Raw genomic sequence first — 14,798 nt, forward strand, 5'->3', positions numbered from 1 at the left:
GGGTCGGCCCTGCTGATCGCCACGGAAGGCATCGTCACACGGCACCATGTGGCACGGGGCCTGGCAGATGCACCGCGACGGTGAGGCCCCCGGTGGGCCGTGACGTGAGGGTGAGGTGCCCGTCGTGGGCTCGTACGATGCTCTTGACGATTGCCAGCCCGAGTCCGACACCGGCCTGGTCGCTGTGGATGCGTTCGCTGCCACGTTGGAACGGCTCGGTCAGTGTCGAGACCAGCTCCGGCGCAAGTCGGTCGCCGGTGTTCGCGACGGCGAGCACCACCGACCCGCGCGACGACGTGGTCGCCACCGACACGGCGCCGCCGTCGGGGAGATTGTGGACGATCGCGTTGTGCACGAGGTTCGTGGTCATCTGCAGCAGCAGCGCTTGTGATCCGACGAGCGGGGTGATGCTTCCTGAGACGTCGAGGGTGATGCCGCGCTTCTCGGCGAGGGGAAGGAGCGTCTCGGCAGCCTCCTCTGCAAGCAGGGACAGATCGACGTGTTCGCGGGTGAAGGACCGCTGGTCGGCGCGGCTGAGCAGAAGCAACGCTTCGGTGAGCTCGATCGCTCGGCCGTTGACCACGCGCAGCCGGTCGAGGAGTTCGCCGGTGTCGCGGTTCGGGTCGTCGTTCGCGACGTCGAGAAGGGTCCGGGTGATCGCCAGCGGGGTGCGCAATTCGTGGGAGGCGTTGGCCGCGAATCGCTGCTGTTCGGCGACGTGGGCTTCGAGCTGCGCGAGCATGGTGTCGAAGGAGTCGGCGAGTTCGCGGAATTCATCTCGGCGGCCGGGTAGCCGGATCCGGTGGGAGAGCGTCCCGTCTGCGGCCATGCGGGTGGCGTCGGCAATGCGAGTGAGCGGGGCGAGCATCCGACCGGCCAGAATCCACCCGCCCACGAGACCGAACACCAGCAAGAACGCCAGCACCAGTATTGCTGCCGGGACGAAGACGGCCGGGCCGAAACTTCTTGGGTCGAAGACGCGTAGGAAGTCGGACAGGTCGGGGACGTACAGACTGTTCGACCCTCGCAGGAGGAACACCCAGACGGCAGCGAGCAGCAAGGCACCCGCGACCACCAGGAATCCGGCGTAGCTGAGCGTGAGTTTGAGGCGGACGCTCAACCCTGGGCCCCTATCCACGCTCCGCTCCCCCGTCGTCGGCGTACTGTCCTGTGTCGATGCGGTAACCGACGCCGGGCACGGTGGCGATCAACCAGGGTTCGCCGAGGCGTTTGCGGAGCGCCGAGACGGTGATGCGCACAGCGTTGGTGAACGGGTCTGCGTTCTCATCCCACGCTCGCTCCAGCAACTCTTCGGCGCTGACGACGCCACCGTCGGCGCCCATGAGGACCTCGAGCACGGCGAACTGCTTGCGGGTGAGGGCGACGTAGCGGCCGTCGCGGTAGACCTCGCGGCGGAACGGGTCCAGCCGCAGACCCGCGATCTCGCGCACGGGCGGCCGGTGATGAGCACGCCGCCGGTCGAGGGCGCGAAGCCGGAGCACGAGCTCGCGGAGCGCGAACGGTTTGGTGAGATAGTCGTCGGCGCCGAGCTCGAATCCGGAGGCCTTGTCGTCGAGCCGGTCGGCGGCGGTGAGCATGAGGATCGGTATGCCGCTTCCCGAGGCGACGATGCGCTCGGCGACGACGTCACCGGACGGTCCGGGGATGTCGCGGTCGAGGACGGCGATGTCGTAGGCGTTGATGCTCAGCAGTTCGAGTGCGGTGGCACCGTCCCCGGCGACATCGGCAGCGATGGCCTCGAGGCGCAGGCCGTCGCGGATGGCATCGGCCATGTAGGGCTCGTCCTCGACGATCAACACGCGCACGCCTTCGATGCTACGAGCCGACTCATATCGTGGATGTATCGAAATCTGCGTACGGGCCGACAACACGAGGTGGCGTTGGTTGGGGCCATGTATTCCAGCCACTCGACACGAACGGGACCGCGCGGTCGCCGATCGGCAGTGTTCGTCGCACTGGCGGTCGCCGGGGCCCTGCTCGTTGCCACAAGACCAGGAACCGTCGACGATGACACGAGACCAGGAACCGTCGACGATGACACGAAGACCCCTGCCGCGATGCTCGACCAGCGTGGAGGTGGAGCTCGATCAGGCGACGCGGCGCGCGGCGATGGCGATGTGCGCGGCGACGTCACGGTGTTCGACGACGACGTCCCTGCGGTCGCCGGCCTCGATCCCGATCTGCTCGAGGCGCTGCGCAGTGCCGCGACGGATGCGGCAGCCGACGGGATCGTGTTCTATGTCAACAGTGGCTGGCGTTCCCCCGCCTATCAGGAGCAACTGCTTCGTGAGGCGGTGGCCGAGTACGGCTCGGTGGAGGAAGCCTCGCGGTGGGTCGCCACCGCGGAGACCTCCTCCCATGTGCGCGGGGACGCGATCGATGTCGGGCATTCGGATGTCACGATGTGGTTGTCCGAGCGGGGCGCCGAGTACGGGTTGTGCCAGATCTACGCGAACGAGCCGTGGCATTACGAACTGCGCCCGGGTGCGCGAGTCGACGGCTGCCCGGCCGTGTATGTCGACGCGTCGCGTGATCCGCGGTTGCATGAGTGAGCCTCATCCGTCCTCCGCTGCGACAATGATGGTGAGTGTTCCTGTCTCGGAGGAAGAGTCGACTGTCACGGTCGGCGCACCGGTGCGGGTGCCGAGGTAGGACTGGGCGATGGTGGCGCTGCTGGGATAGCTCAGGACCTCGACCACGGCGGAGGCGTTGCCCTCGGGTGACAGCCGTACGGGCAGCGCGGCGTCGTGCCAGGAAACGTCGGTGTCCACTCCACTCAGGTCGATCTGCAGAATGCACGAGCCTGTGATCGGGACGGCGGCATCGGTGGCCCGCAGTCGGGGCTCCTGCACGAACCGGGCCGACCAGCCGACCGCTCCATCGCCGCTGAGTGTGAAGACAACGGTGTCGTCCTCGCCGAATTCGATCGACTCCAGCAGCGGGTGGATCACCGGAGGGACGCTCTCGCCGAGTTCGAGTGGCCGGTCACCCGGCACGACGGTGGGTCGCGCCGACGCCGGATCCCCCACCCGCAGTTGCCCGGAGAACGAATCGACACGAACACAAGTTCCCCGCGCCGTTCGCTCGGAATCGGCGACATGGGATCCGGTGACATCGGCCGTGACGCACGCCGACGTCACGGCCGGGACCGACAGCACCGACAGCACCGACACCGCGGATACGACGTGGCGCCTCGACCAGGTCATGGTGTCCCCTCCCCCGGATACGGTCGGTGCCGGCGGTGAATCCTCAGCGGTGAACGATCGTCCTCCCGAGGCGGAGCGTCCCGGACAGGAACGCGGAAACCCCATCGATCTCTCCGGGAGTGCAGTCCAGCAGAACCTTGACCTCCACATCACGTTTGCCGGCGTCCACTGTGAGCGCGACCGCGGTGACACCGGCACCCGCACAGTTACCGACGAATACGTCCACGCCGCCACCATCGGCAGCGGTGGTGCCGTCGAGGAAACCGTAGTCCAGCGGATAGATCACGTTCGGAAATCGTGGATGCGCAGAGCCTTCGCGCCGGTCGATTCGGATCTGAGCCGAGCGGGCAAGCGCATCGAGGGCATCGAAGAACGACGACTGCATCGGCCCAGTATGCGCTTGACTCCGGCACGCATCGCAGATGACAACCCGATTCCTGCTGCTCGTACTGCGCAGCAGGTTTACGTCCAGTGGGTTTCCAGCGCCTCGACGAGTTCATGCGCACCCGGTGCGGTAGATGTGCTCGGCGACGTTCGGATACCGGGCCAGCGGACGCGCCGCGTACAACAGTCGGGCCTGGGTCGCCCACGGCAGGTTCGAAATGCCGCCGGATCGCCCCGAAGTTTCCGTGGAGTGCCAGGAAATGGCAACCTGTCGTTCATCGATCGATGGTCGACTTTCCAGCATGGGTTCAAAAAAGGCCAACGCAGCAGCGAAAGAGGCCGCAGCGTTGAAGGAGGTCGCGTCGGCCATCAAGAGGGACTATCCGCACCTGACCGACGACGAGGTCAAGGCGATGATGAAACGCGCACACGAAGACTTCTACAACCGCCCCATCCGCGAGTTCATCCCACTGTTCATCGAACGCCGGATCCGAGCCCAGCTGGCAGAGGACCAGTAGTCGCACGAATCGGGCGCGGCAGGCGGACGCAGAACATACGTCGAACGAGTCGACACCCCGCGGGTCTGCGAGGATCGGTTCGTGCCACAGCCGTTTTCCGTCCCACCCGCACCTGCAGCACATCGTTGCTCTGCCCCGCCACTCACGACGGGCAACCCGCCGTCGTGAAGGTCACCGACGATCCGGAAGTGCTTGTGGGGACGGAGGCACTGAAGCGGTGGGCGGGCACCGGCTCGGTACGACGGTTCGCCCGGTGCCGAAACGCCATGGTTCTGTCGCTCTCGTTCTGATATCGGTCAGGAAACCCATCCCCGCAGGTGACACGAATTGTGGCCGACAGCAGCTGCCCTGCTGGACGATTCAGTCGCCCTCCCAGGCCAGGTTGTGCAGTCGCATCGCTTCGATCAGGTCGGGGTCGTGCTCCTCGATGAGGCCGTAGTCCTGCACCGTGACATTCTTGCTGACCGTCCCGTCCCCGGGACGCTCGTACAGCGCCCAGAGCACCAGGCCGTCACCGTGCCGTGACTCGAACTGGATCCCAGCCACCGGCTCACCGTCCGGATCAGTGAGAGTGTTGACCCACTGGGAGATCGCCTGAGTGAGGGCGCGCGGCCGGCCGTCGCGGATCGCCGCGGTGTCGAGGTCGAGGAGACCGTGCCGGATCGCCTGGGCACGGAAGGCGGTCCGTAGTGTCGCCACCGACTCGGCGTCGCCGGGCACGACGAACCATCCGCTGATCGCACCGCGGCCGGTAACCCGGGTCGACATCCACGACTGTGGGACACGGCCCGGCGCGATGGTCGGGAACTCGTCCTCGTCGTCGTCGACGATGTCGTCGAGCGCAGCGCTCAACTCCTCGCTCTTGCGGGCATAGGCGAGGACCTCGAGGTAGCAGGACAGTCGGGTCGCGCCGACGTACAAGGTCCGCCACACCCCCGCCGGATCATCCCAACGGCCGGTGAAGCGGCCGTCGGTGGCGAACTCCCACGGCGTCCACTCCCACGAGGTCGGCGGCTAGCCGACGCGGTACGCGGCAGCTCCCCGGACCTGAGCGCAGCAGACATCGCCGCGCGAGGTGGGGACCAGCGTGCGGTCGGCTGCGTTCATCCGACCGCCGCGAACTGACGCGCCGCTGCGAGCACTTTCGGGCCGACGTCGGGGAGATCGCCCTCACGGAGCAGGAGCGCCGGCGGCCGGTCGTCGAGGATCGGGTTCAGGCCCTGGAACCAGGTCTGCGCCACGGCCGGGGTGTCGCGTTCTGCGATCAGGCGGGCGGCGCGGTAGGCGATGCGGAGGCGTTCGACGTCGGTCTCGTTGTTGATGGTGCGGGTTCCCTCTGCCCACTGGCGGACAGCCCGGGTTTCCTTCACCTTCCCGAGATACGCGACGAGCTTGGCGCCGAGCAGCTCACGCAGCGCTGTGACCAGCTCCGATTGGGTCATTCGGGCGGACTCGTTATAGGCGGCGAGGTCGGGTCGTGGATGGGCGGTCGTCACATCAATGCACCTCCTGATCACAGGGTAAATCACATACCTGAAACCGTCCATGTCCCAACCTACCGACAAACCCGCACATCCTCGATGGTGGCAGAAGACGAGCGTCCGCTGGAGGGCTTCGCATTCGTGGCTGTTCGAGTGCAACCCATCGACGCCGAGTGACGATCGTCGCCACGCATGTGGAGCTGAGTGCGCAGGAGCGGAGACTACCTTCGGGGTCACTGTCCGTAGGGGCGCGCCGGTAGCGGGTTGATCTCGCCGCTGTCCCAGGTGACCTTACGGAGTGCTGGTGTGCTGCACCAGGACCTCGGCCAGGGCCGCGAACTGCGCTTCCGGCATATCGCCTTCGTCGGGTTCTTGGTTCCGGACGAAGCCGAGGCCGTCCCCGACACCGTGGTGGATGCCTGCCTGCAGCAGCGAGCCCCACTCGACGGTCTGGTGGATCACCCCGCCGGTGTGGTCGGCTACCTCGGCCCACCGCACCACGACTCGTTCGCCGGTATCGGGATCGAAAGGACCGGCAACCGGAGATCTGGGCGGCCCGACTGCCCGTGCCCTGATCGTCGATTCGGTCACCGCGGCAGACAACAGGTTCCGCACGCTGCTCTCGCCGAACCGCGGGTGGCCGCAGGACCGAACATAGTGCGTGGCGACGAATGTCGAACTGCGCGCGGCGATCGCGGATCGTGCCCTCAACCCGGCCCTACCGTGGCAACCGCCGCCACACCGCCCGCGGCAGCAACCGCATCCCGAAGAACACCGGCCGCAGCACCGCCGGCACCCACACCTCACCGCGACCACGCTGCAACGCCCGCACCGTCGCGTCCGCCACCTGAGGTGGGGTACTCGACAACGGTGCCGGGCTCATCCCCTCGGTCATCCGGCCTATTACGAACCCGGGCCGCACCAACAGCAGCGACACGCCGCTGCCGTGCAGGGCGTCGGCCAGACCGGACGCGAACCCGTCCAGACCGGCCTTCGCCGACCCGTACACGTAGTTCGCGCGGCGTACGCGCCAGCCGGCGACCGAGGAGAACACCACAATGCGGCCCCTACCTTGCGCGCGCAGGCGCTGTGCCAGCACCGTGAGCAACCCGACCTGGGCGACAAAGTCGGTGTGCACGACCGCAACCGCGTGCGCGGGATCGGTTTCGGCGCGAGCCTGGTCCCCGAGAATCCCGAACGCCAGCACCGCAACATCGATCGTGCCGTGCACGGCAGTGATCGAGTCGAGCACCGCCGCATGGGTGTCGAGGGCGTCGGCGTCGAACTCGACGGTGTGCACCGCCGTCGCACCCGCGGCCCGCACCTGCGCGACCGGTTCGTCGAGGTGATCGGCGCGGCGCGCGGCCAGCACAACTGTGCGCCCCGGCGCCAACCGCGCGGCGATCTCGACACCGATCTCGCTGCGCCCCCCGAACACGACGACGATGCCTGCGGTCGAACTCGAATCCGATGTGGTGTTGCTCATGACGTCAGTGTGCCGGGCCGCTCCATCGAGAACTCGTCGGGACCCTGACATAAAGTGCCGACGGCACAGTTCGACCGACCCACTCCCTCGGAAACGGAGCATCACCGGTGACGATCGACACCCCCACCAGCACCTTCGCTGGACTCCCCGTCCAGCAGTACAGCGCCGGCACCACCACCCCCGCCGATCCGACCGCGGTCGCGTGGAAGATCGCCACCGACTGGGACCGCGGCGACGACGGATTCGTCGACGACCTGCTCTCCCTCGCCGGTCAGTCCTGGGCCGGGCAGATCACCGCGCTGGTGTTCGGCCAGTGGTCGGAAGCCAGCGATCCGCTGCCCGCCGACAAGGCGGTGCCGCTGCTCGCGGCGTTCCCTGCGGTGCGGCACCTGTTCCTCGGCGATATGACCTTCGAGGAATCCGAAATCTCCTGGATCGACTGGGGCGACCTCGGCGCAGTCCTTGCTGCGTTCCCCCACCTCCACACCCTCCACCTCCGCGGAGGCAGCTCCACGACCATCAACGAGCCGGTCCCCTTCACCACACCGGCCCTACCCCGCTTGCGGTCGCTGACCGTCGAATCCGGTGGTCTGCAACAGACCTACCTCGAGCCGCTGCTCGCCATCGACGCCCCCGCACTCACCGACCTCGAGATCTGGCTCGGCGTCGACAATTACGGTGCCATCACCGACCTCGAGCCGCTCACCGATCTGCTCGCCGGAACCCTGTTCCCTGCGATGACCAGGCTGGGGTTGCGCAACAGCGAGCTGGCCGATCGCGTCGCCGCGGCCCTGGCACAGGCACCTGTCCTGCAGCGCATCACCGTGCTCGACCTGTCGAACGGCACGCTGACCGACACCGGAGCCGATGCGCTCGCCGTCGCTGATCTCGCAGCGGTGCGCACCCTGATCCTCGACCATCATTTCGTGTCCGACGAAGCGTTGACGCGACTGCGCGCGGCGCACCCGCAGATCGAGATCTCCGCCGCCGACCGGCAGGAACCCGAAACATACAACGACGAGGTCTACCTGTACACGGCCGTCTCCGAATGACACCCACTGCCGAACTGCTGGTCGTCGGAAACCCGGGCAGTCGCCGCACCACCTTGCTCACCGCGGCGCTACGCCGGGCGGGCCGCCCGGCGCCGCAGGTGTTGAGCTGGCAGGCCGTCCTCGCCGACGGACCTGCTTGCGCGGGTGCGGTTCTCACCGAGGCGCTGGCCGCGCCGACGCTGGTGCGGATCGACTCCCCCGGCGACGACCCGGTCGTCGACCGGTTGCTGCGCGGCGCCCCTGACTGCGCGCCGCGCGGCGCGATCACCGCCGGCCCGGCCTGGTATCGGGGGTTCACCACCGCCACTGCGGCGCTCGGTGCAGCGGCCACCGCGGCCGGTGCACACCTGACCGCCGATCCCGACGACCTCGGGGTGCTCTTCGACAAGGCCGCCTGCCATGCACGTCTGGACGGCGCCGGTGTTCCGGTACCGGCCGCGCTCGATGCCCCCGGTACCAGCGCGGTCCGCGGCTGGGCCGATCTGCGTGGCAGAGTGCGCGCCCGCGGCTGGACCAGGGTGTTCGTCAAACCCGCCCATGGTTCGTCCGCGTCCGGAGTGCTTGCGCTGCAGCTGCGGGGACGCGACGTCGGAGCGGACGTGCTCGCCCGCGGGCCGGTGCGGTGGCACGACGGACGACCGGTCAACAGCCTCCGGCCCGGCACGTTCCGCGGCGAAACAGACGTCGGCACCCTCATCGATGCGCTCGCCCCGCAGCGACTGCACATCGAACAGTGGTTTCCGAAACTCGTCCTGCACCGCAAGGCCGTGGATGTGCGGGTCCTCGTCGTCGCCGGCACCACCACCCACGCGGTGGTGCGCACCTCCCACGGGCCGGTGACGAACCTGCACCTCGGCAACACCCGCGGCGACCTCGCGACACTGCGCGCGGCGCTCGGCGACGTGGGGTGGCGGCGGGTGCTCGACGTCGCGGAAGCCGCCGCTCGATGCTTCCCCGGCATGAACACCGTCGGGGTCGACGTACTCGTCGGGGCGGGCGCCGCATCGTGCGGGCCGCAGCCCATCCCGGTGGCGGTCGCCGAGGTCAACGCATTCGGTGATCTGCTGCCGAACCTGCCCGGCCTGCACCACCGCGAGCACGACACGTACGACGCCCAGATCCACAGCCTGACCGGAGCTTTCACCGCATGACCCAGATCCCCGCGTTCCGCGACGTCGTCGGCACCCACGACATCGTGTTCGTCACCCTCGACACCTTGCGCTTCGATGTCGCCGACACCGAACTGGCCGCCGGCCGCACCCCGAACCTCGCCACGCTGCTCCCCGGTGGACGGTGGGAACGCCGCCACACCCCCGCGACCTTCACCTTCCCCGCCCATCAGGCGTTCTTCGCCGGTTTCCTGCCCACCCCGGCCGACGGCAGCGACCACGACCGGTTGTTCGCTGCACAGTTCCCCGGTCATACCGAAGCTCTCCTCGGGTCCGGCACCTGGCTGTTCGACGAGGCCACCGTCGTCGGTGCGCTCACCGCCGCCGGATACCGCACCGTGTGCATCGGCGGCGTCGGATTCTTCAACCGGCAGACCGCGCTCGGGTCGGTGCTGCCCGACCTGTTCGAGGAAAGCCACTGGAGCGAGGCCACCGGCGTGACCGACCCCGCCGGCTTCGATCACCAACTCGAGGTGCTCGGCTCACGCCTCGCCGTGGACGATCCGCGGCCCAGGTTCGTGTTCCTCAACGTCGCAGCGTTGCATCAGCCCAACCACTTCTATCTCGACGGCCTCGCCAGCACCCCCGATACCCGTCGCCCCGACACCGTGGCCAGCCACGCCGCGGCCCTGCGATACGTCGATTCGCGGATCCCGAAGCTGACCACGCTGCTCACCGCCGGGCCCCGGCCGGTGTTCCTGATCATGTGCTCCGATCACGGAACCGCCTACGGCGACGACGACCGGCATGGGCATCGGCTCGCGCACGACTGCGTGTGGACCGTGCCGTATGCGCACACCGTCCTGCCGACCACGACGGAGGTACCGGCATGAGCGAGATCGGCATCGATCTGGGCGCGTCCCCGTATCAGGGGTATCTGTACGCGTATCCGCACAAGAGCGCCTACCGGCCCCTCGACCCGCCGCCGCGGCTGCGGGATGTGTGGGCCGAGCAGGACCAGTCGTCCCTGTTCCTCTACGCGCACGTCCCGTTCTGCGAGATGCGCTGCGGCTTCTGCAATCTGTTCACCACCGCCCGCCCACCCGCAGACCGGGTCGCCGACTACCTGCAGGCGCTGCGTCGTCAGGCTCAGCAGGTCCGCGCCGAACTCGACGCGACCGGCCGCGACGCCCACTTCGCCACCGCCGCGATCGGCGGTGGCACCCCCACTTATCTCGAACCGGCCGAGCTCGACGACCTCTTGGACATCCTCACCGGATTCGCCCCCGAACTGCCGCACCTGCCGATCGGGGTGGAGACCTCCCCGGCCACCGCCACCGCGGACCGGCTCACGGTGCTCGCCGACCGCGGGGTGCATCGCGTCAGCATGGGCGTCCAGAGCTTCCTCGACCGCGAAGCGCACGCGGCGGGCCGCCCCCAACACCGCGCCGACGTCGACGCCGCCCTCGACCGGTTGCAGGATGGCCGGTTCCCCGTCGTCAACCTCGACCTGATCTACGGAATCGACGGGCAGACCCCCGACACCTGGCAGTACTCCCTCGACACCGCCCTCGCGCGGCGCCCCGAGGAGATCTACCTGTATCCGCTGTATGTGCGGCCGATGACCGGGCTGGGTCGTCGCGCCGGCGACGAGCACCGGCGCGATCCACAGTGGGACATTCACCGCCTCGACCTGTATCGGCAGGGCGTCGAGGCGCTCACCGCCGCCGGATATCGACAGCAGTCGATGCGGCAGTTCCGTCGCGTCGATGTGCCCGGCGACGACACCGACTATTGCTGCCAGGACGACGGCATGATCGGGCTCGGCTGCGGTGCCCGCTCCTACACCGAGACCCTGCACTATTCCTTCGACTATGCCGTCGGGATCCCCGCCGTCCGCACCATTCTGGACGAGTACAGCGCCACCACCGATTTCACCGGCGCCACCGTCGGCGTGCACCTCGACGAGCAGGAACAGCGCCGCCGCTGGCTGATCAAAACCCTGCTGCGCACCGACGGGATGCGCACCGCCGACTACACCACCCGCTTCGGCACCGACCCGACCGTCGACATCCCCGAACTCGGCGAGCTGTCCGCCCGCGGCTGGGCCACTCACCGACCCGATCCCGCCGGTGGCACCTGGATCCGGTTGACCGACGACGGGCTCGCCCACTCCGACGTCATCGGGCCGTGGCTGGTGTCGACCTCGATCCGCGCAGCGATGGCCGCGGCCGTAACCCGATGACCGGCCCGCACGCACCCGAGCTGACGATTCTCTATCGTGGTCCGTTGGCGAGTTGCAACTACGACTGCCCGTACTGCCCGTTCGCGAAACGCCGCGACAGTCCCGCCACGTTGCGCGCCGACCGGGCCGCACTCGCCCGGTTCGTCGACTGGGTCACCCGCAACGCGCACGGGCATCGGCAGCTCTCGATCCTGTTCACCCCGTGGGGCGAAGCGCTGACCCGCTCGTGGTACCGCGACGCACTGGTGACACTGTCGCACCTCCCGCACGTCGGGACCGTCGCGGTGCAGACCAACCTGTCGTGCCGCACCGGCTGGCTCGCCGCCGCCGACCCCACCCGGCTCGCCCTGTGGTGCACCTACCATCCCGGTGAAACCACCCTCGAGAAATTCGTGGCGCGTACCGCCGAACTCGACGCGATCGGGATCCGGCATTCGGTGGGGATCGTCGGGCTCGCCGACAACCTCGACGCCGCACGCGCGCTGCGCGCGGCGTTGCCCCAGCACACCTATCTGTGGGTCAACGCCGAAGAAGGCCGCAGTTACGACCCGGCCGAGGAGGCGGTGTGGACCGTGCTCGATCCGCTGTTCGGGTATTCGGCGCACCCGCACCCGGCGGCGGGTCTGCCGTGTCGCACAGGGGAGAGCGTGATCAGTGTCGACGGTGACGGGCTGGTGCGGCGCTGTCATTTCGCCGCGGCGCCGCTCGGTAACCTCTACGACGGCACCTACCTGCGCGCACTACGGCCGCGTCCGTGTCCGAATGCGGTGTGTGACTGCCACATCGGATATGTACATCTCGAGACGCTGCCGCTCTACGAGGTGTTCGCCGGCGGTATCGTCGAACGCATCCCCGCCGACCGTCGGGGTTCCGCGTTCGTGTGCTGAGGCTTCATCTCGGCGCTGGCGGCAAGACGTCGACGTGCAGCGGGCCGCAGGTCTCGATGAGCCAGTCGAGGCCGGGGCCGGACTGGAAGATGCGGCCGAACGAGCTGTCCTGCCGAAGTGCGTTGCTGCAGCGGTCGCCGAACAGGACAACGGCCCGGGTGTCGTTGCATTTGCGGGAGGTCCACGCCAGCCCGTCGAGGCCCGCAGCGTGGGCGACCTCCGCCCACAGCACGGTGCGCGGGTATTCATCGGCCTCGGTATCGGTGACATGCCGGGCCTCCACGCCGAGGCGACGCAGGCCGAGGCCACGCAAATTTGCGAGCTTCAGGTTGCGGGTCACCTCGATCTTCCCCATCACTTTGTTCGCGTATGCGGCATACGGGAGGATGCCACCGCCTACTGGAATGTCGTGCAGCAAGGACTCGGCCAGCGCTGCCTCTTCTGTGTCAGCGGCGTACAGGACCGGCACTGCGGGTCTACCGAAGAACGCGAATCGGGTTCGGCTACCGAATCCGGGATTGAACTCGCCGACCGTGCGAGTGTTGTTGTGCACCCGATATAGGCGTTGATCTGCAGTTAGGGGGTTCGTGTCGGCGTCGAACGGCTGCGGCGGCGCGCCGACCGCATTCACCAGGAGACTCCGAAGGCTTCCGTGGCGACCGCCAGGAGCTGGTCGGCATCGTCGATGATGTCCACGGGCCGATCACCACCGAGGTAGGTCGTCGGCGCCATCATCCACTCGATCAGGCTCGCCTCATCCCAGCCGTGCTGATCCCCGATGTCGCGGAGCGCTGCGATCAGGGGCAGGATGCCGGCCGAACCGAACTGGAAGGCGGGGTACAGCAGGTATTTTCCGCGTCGCAGCGCGAGTAACCGCCCTTCACGGCGGGCTGCCGTGGCCGCGTTCCGCCGGGCAACGGCACGAGAGCTCATCCGGTCAGCGGCCTGTGCGCTGGTGAGCAGTCCGAACTCGGCATCGATGCGGTCGTACAGGTTCTGCTGGGCCTGCACCGCCCGTGCCAACGCGGGCGATGCCGCCGTCAGATGTGCTGCGCGGATCGCCGTGCCGAGGGCGGCGACATTGCGTCGAGTCTGCGCCAGGTCGGATGCGACGGCCATCGCCATGTCTTCCGGTGTTGCTGCGTCGGGGTGCATCACATACCTCCCCATGCGTTCTGTGCAGTTGATGATATCGCACTAAACGCATTACAGCATTTTGCCTTGATTCTCCACCACGGGTTGCACCGTGCTGAGCCGAGCGTCAGCCCGGCAACACCGTCAGCCCGTGCGGACGCCGATTGACCGATTCGCAGCCGTCGTCGGTGACGATGACGATGTCCTCGATGCGGGCACCCCATTCGCCGCGGAAGTAGATGCCCGGTTCGATGCTGAACGCCATGCCCGCCCGCAGCGGTTCGGTGTTGCCGCCGACGATGTACGGCTCTTCGTGCACCGACAATCCGATACCGTGCCCGGTGCGGTGCACGAACGCCTCCGCGAGGCCCTCGGCGGCGAGCAGATCGCGGGCTGCGGCGTCGATGTCTTCGGCGCGCGCCCCCGGCTTCACGGCGTCGACCGCGGCTTGCTGCGCGGCCTCGAGCAACGCGATCTTCTCGGCGGCCGCGGAATCCGGTTCGCCGATGCTGTAGGTGCGGGTCGAATCGGAGTTGTAGCCCGGTTCGACCGGACCTCCGATATCGATGACCACGATGTCCCCGGTGGTGATGACCCGGTCGGAGACCTCGTGGTGCGGGTCGGCGCCGTGCGGACCCGACCCGACGATCACGAACGCGGCCTCGGTGTGGCCTTCGGCGATGATCGCGGCGGTGATGTCCGCGGCGACCTGCGCTTCGGTGCGGCCCGGGCGCAGCCATTCCCCCATCCGGGCGTGCACGCGGTCGATGGCGGCGCCGGCGCGGCGCAGCGCCTCGATCTCGTCACTGTCCTTGATCATGCGCAGATCCCGGATCACCGGTGTCGCGAGCACCGGGACGTGATCGAATGTCGCGGCGAGCGGCACCAGATGCAGCGCCGGCATCGCGTCGGCCACCGCGACCTTCCCCCCGGCGGGGACGAATTCCGCGACGATCGCGTACGGGTCCTGCCCGTCCACCCAGTCGCGTACCGGCAGTGCGAGTTCGGTGACGGCGGACTCGTTCAGCGACGCCAGTTCCAGGCGCGGCACGACCACCGCGGCGGTCGACCCGTCGGTGGGTATCACCAGGCAGGTGAGGCGTTCGAACGATTCGGCGCGGGACCCGATCAGATAACGCAGGTCGGGGCCGGGGGTGATCAGGAGCGCATCGAGTCCGGCGACGGCACCGAGTTCGGCGGCGCGGCGCAGTCGGGCTCCGTAGCGGACGGCGGGGAAGCGGGACTCAGCGGTGCTCATGTCGTCGAGCCTAATGC

The 14,798-nt window shown here is 68.2% G+C and carries 18 protein-coding genes; 7 read left to right on the plus strand and 11 right to left on the minus strand.

The genetic code is table 11. The features are described 5' to 3' along the window. Positions 1-34: 34 nt before the first annotated feature. Complete coding sequence (locus Q7514_RS00125; RefSeq protein WP_330131257.1) at positions 35-1,138, minus strand: sensor histidine kinase; 1,104 nt, start codon at positions 1,136-1,138, stop codon at positions 35-37. Next, positions 1,131-1,826, minus strand: coding sequence for a response regulator transcription factor (locus tag Q7514_RS00130; RefSeq protein WP_330131258.1), 696 nt, complete (start codon positions 1,824-1,826; stop codon positions 1,131-1,133). Before Q7514_RS00130 ends, Q7514_RS00125 begins: the two co-directional genes overlap by 8 nt. Positions 1,827-1,964: 138 nt before the next feature. On the opposite strand from Q7514_RS00130, the gene Q7514_RS00135 reads away from it, so the two are divergent. Beyond that, the gene (locus Q7514_RS00135; protein ID WP_330131259.1) at positions 1,965-2,573 is read left to right on the plus strand and encodes a M15 family metallopeptidase; all 609 of its coding nucleotides are present in this window, start codon (positions 1,965-1,967) and stop codon (positions 2,571-2,573) included. A 3-nt stretch (positions 2,574-2,576) separates the two neighbouring features. Here the strand turns inward: Q7514_RS00135 and Q7514_RS00140 are convergent, their stop codons facing one another. Together Q7514_RS00140 and Q7514_RS00145 are read right to left on the minus strand one after the other, a co-directional pair. Then, complete coding sequence (locus Q7514_RS00140; RefSeq protein WP_330131260.1) at positions 2,577-3,227, minus strand: AMIN-like domain-containing (lipo)protein; 651 nt, start codon at positions 3,225-3,227, stop codon at positions 2,577-2,579. A gap of 43 nt (positions 3,228-3,270) precedes the next feature. Then, the gene (locus Q7514_RS00145; RefSeq protein ID WP_330131261.1) at positions 3,271-3,612 is read right to left on the minus strand and encodes an inorganic pyrophosphatase; all 342 of its coding nucleotides are present in this window, start codon (positions 3,610-3,612) and stop codon (positions 3,271-3,273) included. A 301-nt stretch (positions 3,613-3,913) separates the two neighbouring features. On the opposite strand from Q7514_RS00145, the gene Q7514_RS00150 reads away from it, so the two are divergent. Beyond that, positions 3,914-4,129: a three-helix bundle dimerization domain-containing protein gene (locus tag Q7514_RS00150; protein ID WP_330131262.1), complete on the plus strand. Its 216-nt coding sequence runs from the start codon at positions 3,914-3,916 to the stop codon at positions 4,127-4,129. 360 nt (positions 4,130-4,489) lie between these two features. Here Q7514_RS00150 and Q7514_RS00155 read toward each other — a convergent pair whose 3' ends face one another. The 4 genes from Q7514_RS00155 to Q7514_RS00170 all read right to left on the minus strand — a co-directional run bounded on the left by Q7514_RS00155 (position 4,490) and on the right by Q7514_RS00170 (position 7,096). Then, on the minus strand, positions 4,490-5,062 hold the full coding sequence (locus tag Q7514_RS00155) for a hypothetical protein (protein ID WP_330131263.1): 573 nt from the start codon (positions 5,060-5,062) through the stop codon (positions 4,490-4,492). Positions 5,063-5,232: 170 nt separating this feature from the next. After that, positions 5,233-5,625: a hypothetical protein gene (locus tag Q7514_RS00160; RefSeq protein WP_330131264.1), complete on the minus strand. Its 393-nt coding sequence runs from the start codon at positions 5,623-5,625 to the stop codon at positions 5,233-5,235. Between the two features lie 276 nt (positions 5,626-5,901). Then, complete coding sequence (locus Q7514_RS00165; RefSeq protein ID WP_330131265.1) at positions 5,902-6,201, minus strand: hypothetical protein; 300 nt, start codon at positions 6,199-6,201, stop codon at positions 5,902-5,904. A gap of 127 nt (positions 6,202-6,328) precedes the next feature. Then, a complete protein-coding gene (locus tag Q7514_RS00170; protein WP_330131266.1) occupies positions 6,329-7,096 on the minus strand; it encodes an SDR family NAD(P)-dependent oxidoreductase in 768 nt (255 codons plus the stop codon). A 107-nt stretch (positions 7,097-7,203) separates the two neighbouring features. Here Q7514_RS00170 and Q7514_RS00175 point away from each other — a divergent pair, with 107 nt between their 5' ends. Genes Q7514_RS00175 through Q7514_RS00195 form a run of 5 tightly spaced genes read left to right on the plus strand, consistent with a single transcriptional unit; the run spans position 7,204 to position 12,389 of the window. After that, positions 7,204-8,148 (plus strand): leucine-rich repeat domain-containing protein, encoded by a 945-nt coding sequence (locus Q7514_RS00175; protein ID WP_330131267.1) that lies wholly within the window; start codon positions 7,204-7,206, stop codon positions 8,146-8,148. Beyond that, positions 8,145-9,299: an STM4014 family protein gene (locus Q7514_RS00180; protein WP_330131268.1), complete on the plus strand. Its 1,155-nt coding sequence runs from the start codon at positions 8,145-8,147 to the stop codon at positions 9,297-9,299. Before Q7514_RS00175 ends, Q7514_RS00180 begins: the two co-directional genes overlap by 4 nt. Beyond that, a complete protein-coding gene (locus tag Q7514_RS00185) occupies positions 9,296-10,150 on the plus strand; it encodes an STM4013/SEN3800 family hydrolase (protein WP_330131269.1) in 855 nt (284 codons plus the stop codon). Before Q7514_RS00180 ends, Q7514_RS00185 begins: the two co-directional genes overlap by 4 nt. Beyond that, positions 10,147-11,502, plus strand: a complete 1,356-nt coding sequence (locus Q7514_RS00190) for an STM4012 family radical SAM protein (RefSeq protein WP_330131270.1) — start codon at positions 10,147-10,149, stop codon at positions 11,500-11,502. Before Q7514_RS00185 ends, Q7514_RS00190 begins: the two co-directional genes overlap by 4 nt. Continuing rightward, complete coding sequence (locus tag Q7514_RS00195; protein ID WP_330131271.1) at positions 11,448-12,389, plus strand: STM4011 family radical SAM protein; 942 nt, start codon at positions 11,448-11,450, stop codon at positions 12,387-12,389. Before Q7514_RS00190 ends, Q7514_RS00195 begins: the two co-directional genes overlap by 55 nt. 4 nt (positions 12,390-12,393) lie before the next feature. On the opposite strand, the gene Q7514_RS00200 is transcribed toward Q7514_RS00195, so the two are convergent. From Q7514_RS00200 to Q7514_RS00210, 3 genes are all read right to left on the minus strand, one after another. After that, on the minus strand, positions 12,394-13,020 hold the full coding sequence (locus tag Q7514_RS00200; RefSeq protein ID WP_330131272.1) for an RES family NAD+ phosphorylase: 627 nt from the start codon (positions 13,018-13,020) through the stop codon (positions 12,394-12,396). Then, positions 13,017-13,544 (minus strand): hypothetical protein, encoded by a 528-nt coding sequence (locus tag Q7514_RS00205; protein ID WP_330131273.1) that lies wholly within the window; start codon positions 13,542-13,544, stop codon positions 13,017-13,019. Before Q7514_RS00205 ends, Q7514_RS00200 begins: the two co-directional genes overlap by 4 nt. 106 nt (positions 13,545-13,650) lie before the next feature. Then, a complete protein-coding gene (locus Q7514_RS00210; protein WP_330131274.1) occupies positions 13,651-14,781 on the minus strand; it encodes a M24 family metallopeptidase in 1,131 nt (376 codons plus the stop codon). Positions 14,782-14,798 lie beyond the last annotated feature (17 nt).

The sequence above is a fragment of the Rhodococcus artemisiae genome (genome assembly GCF_036327795.1).
GTDB lineage: Bacteria > Actinomycetota > Actinomycetes > Mycobacteriales > Mycobacteriaceae > Rhodococcus > Rhodococcus artemisiae.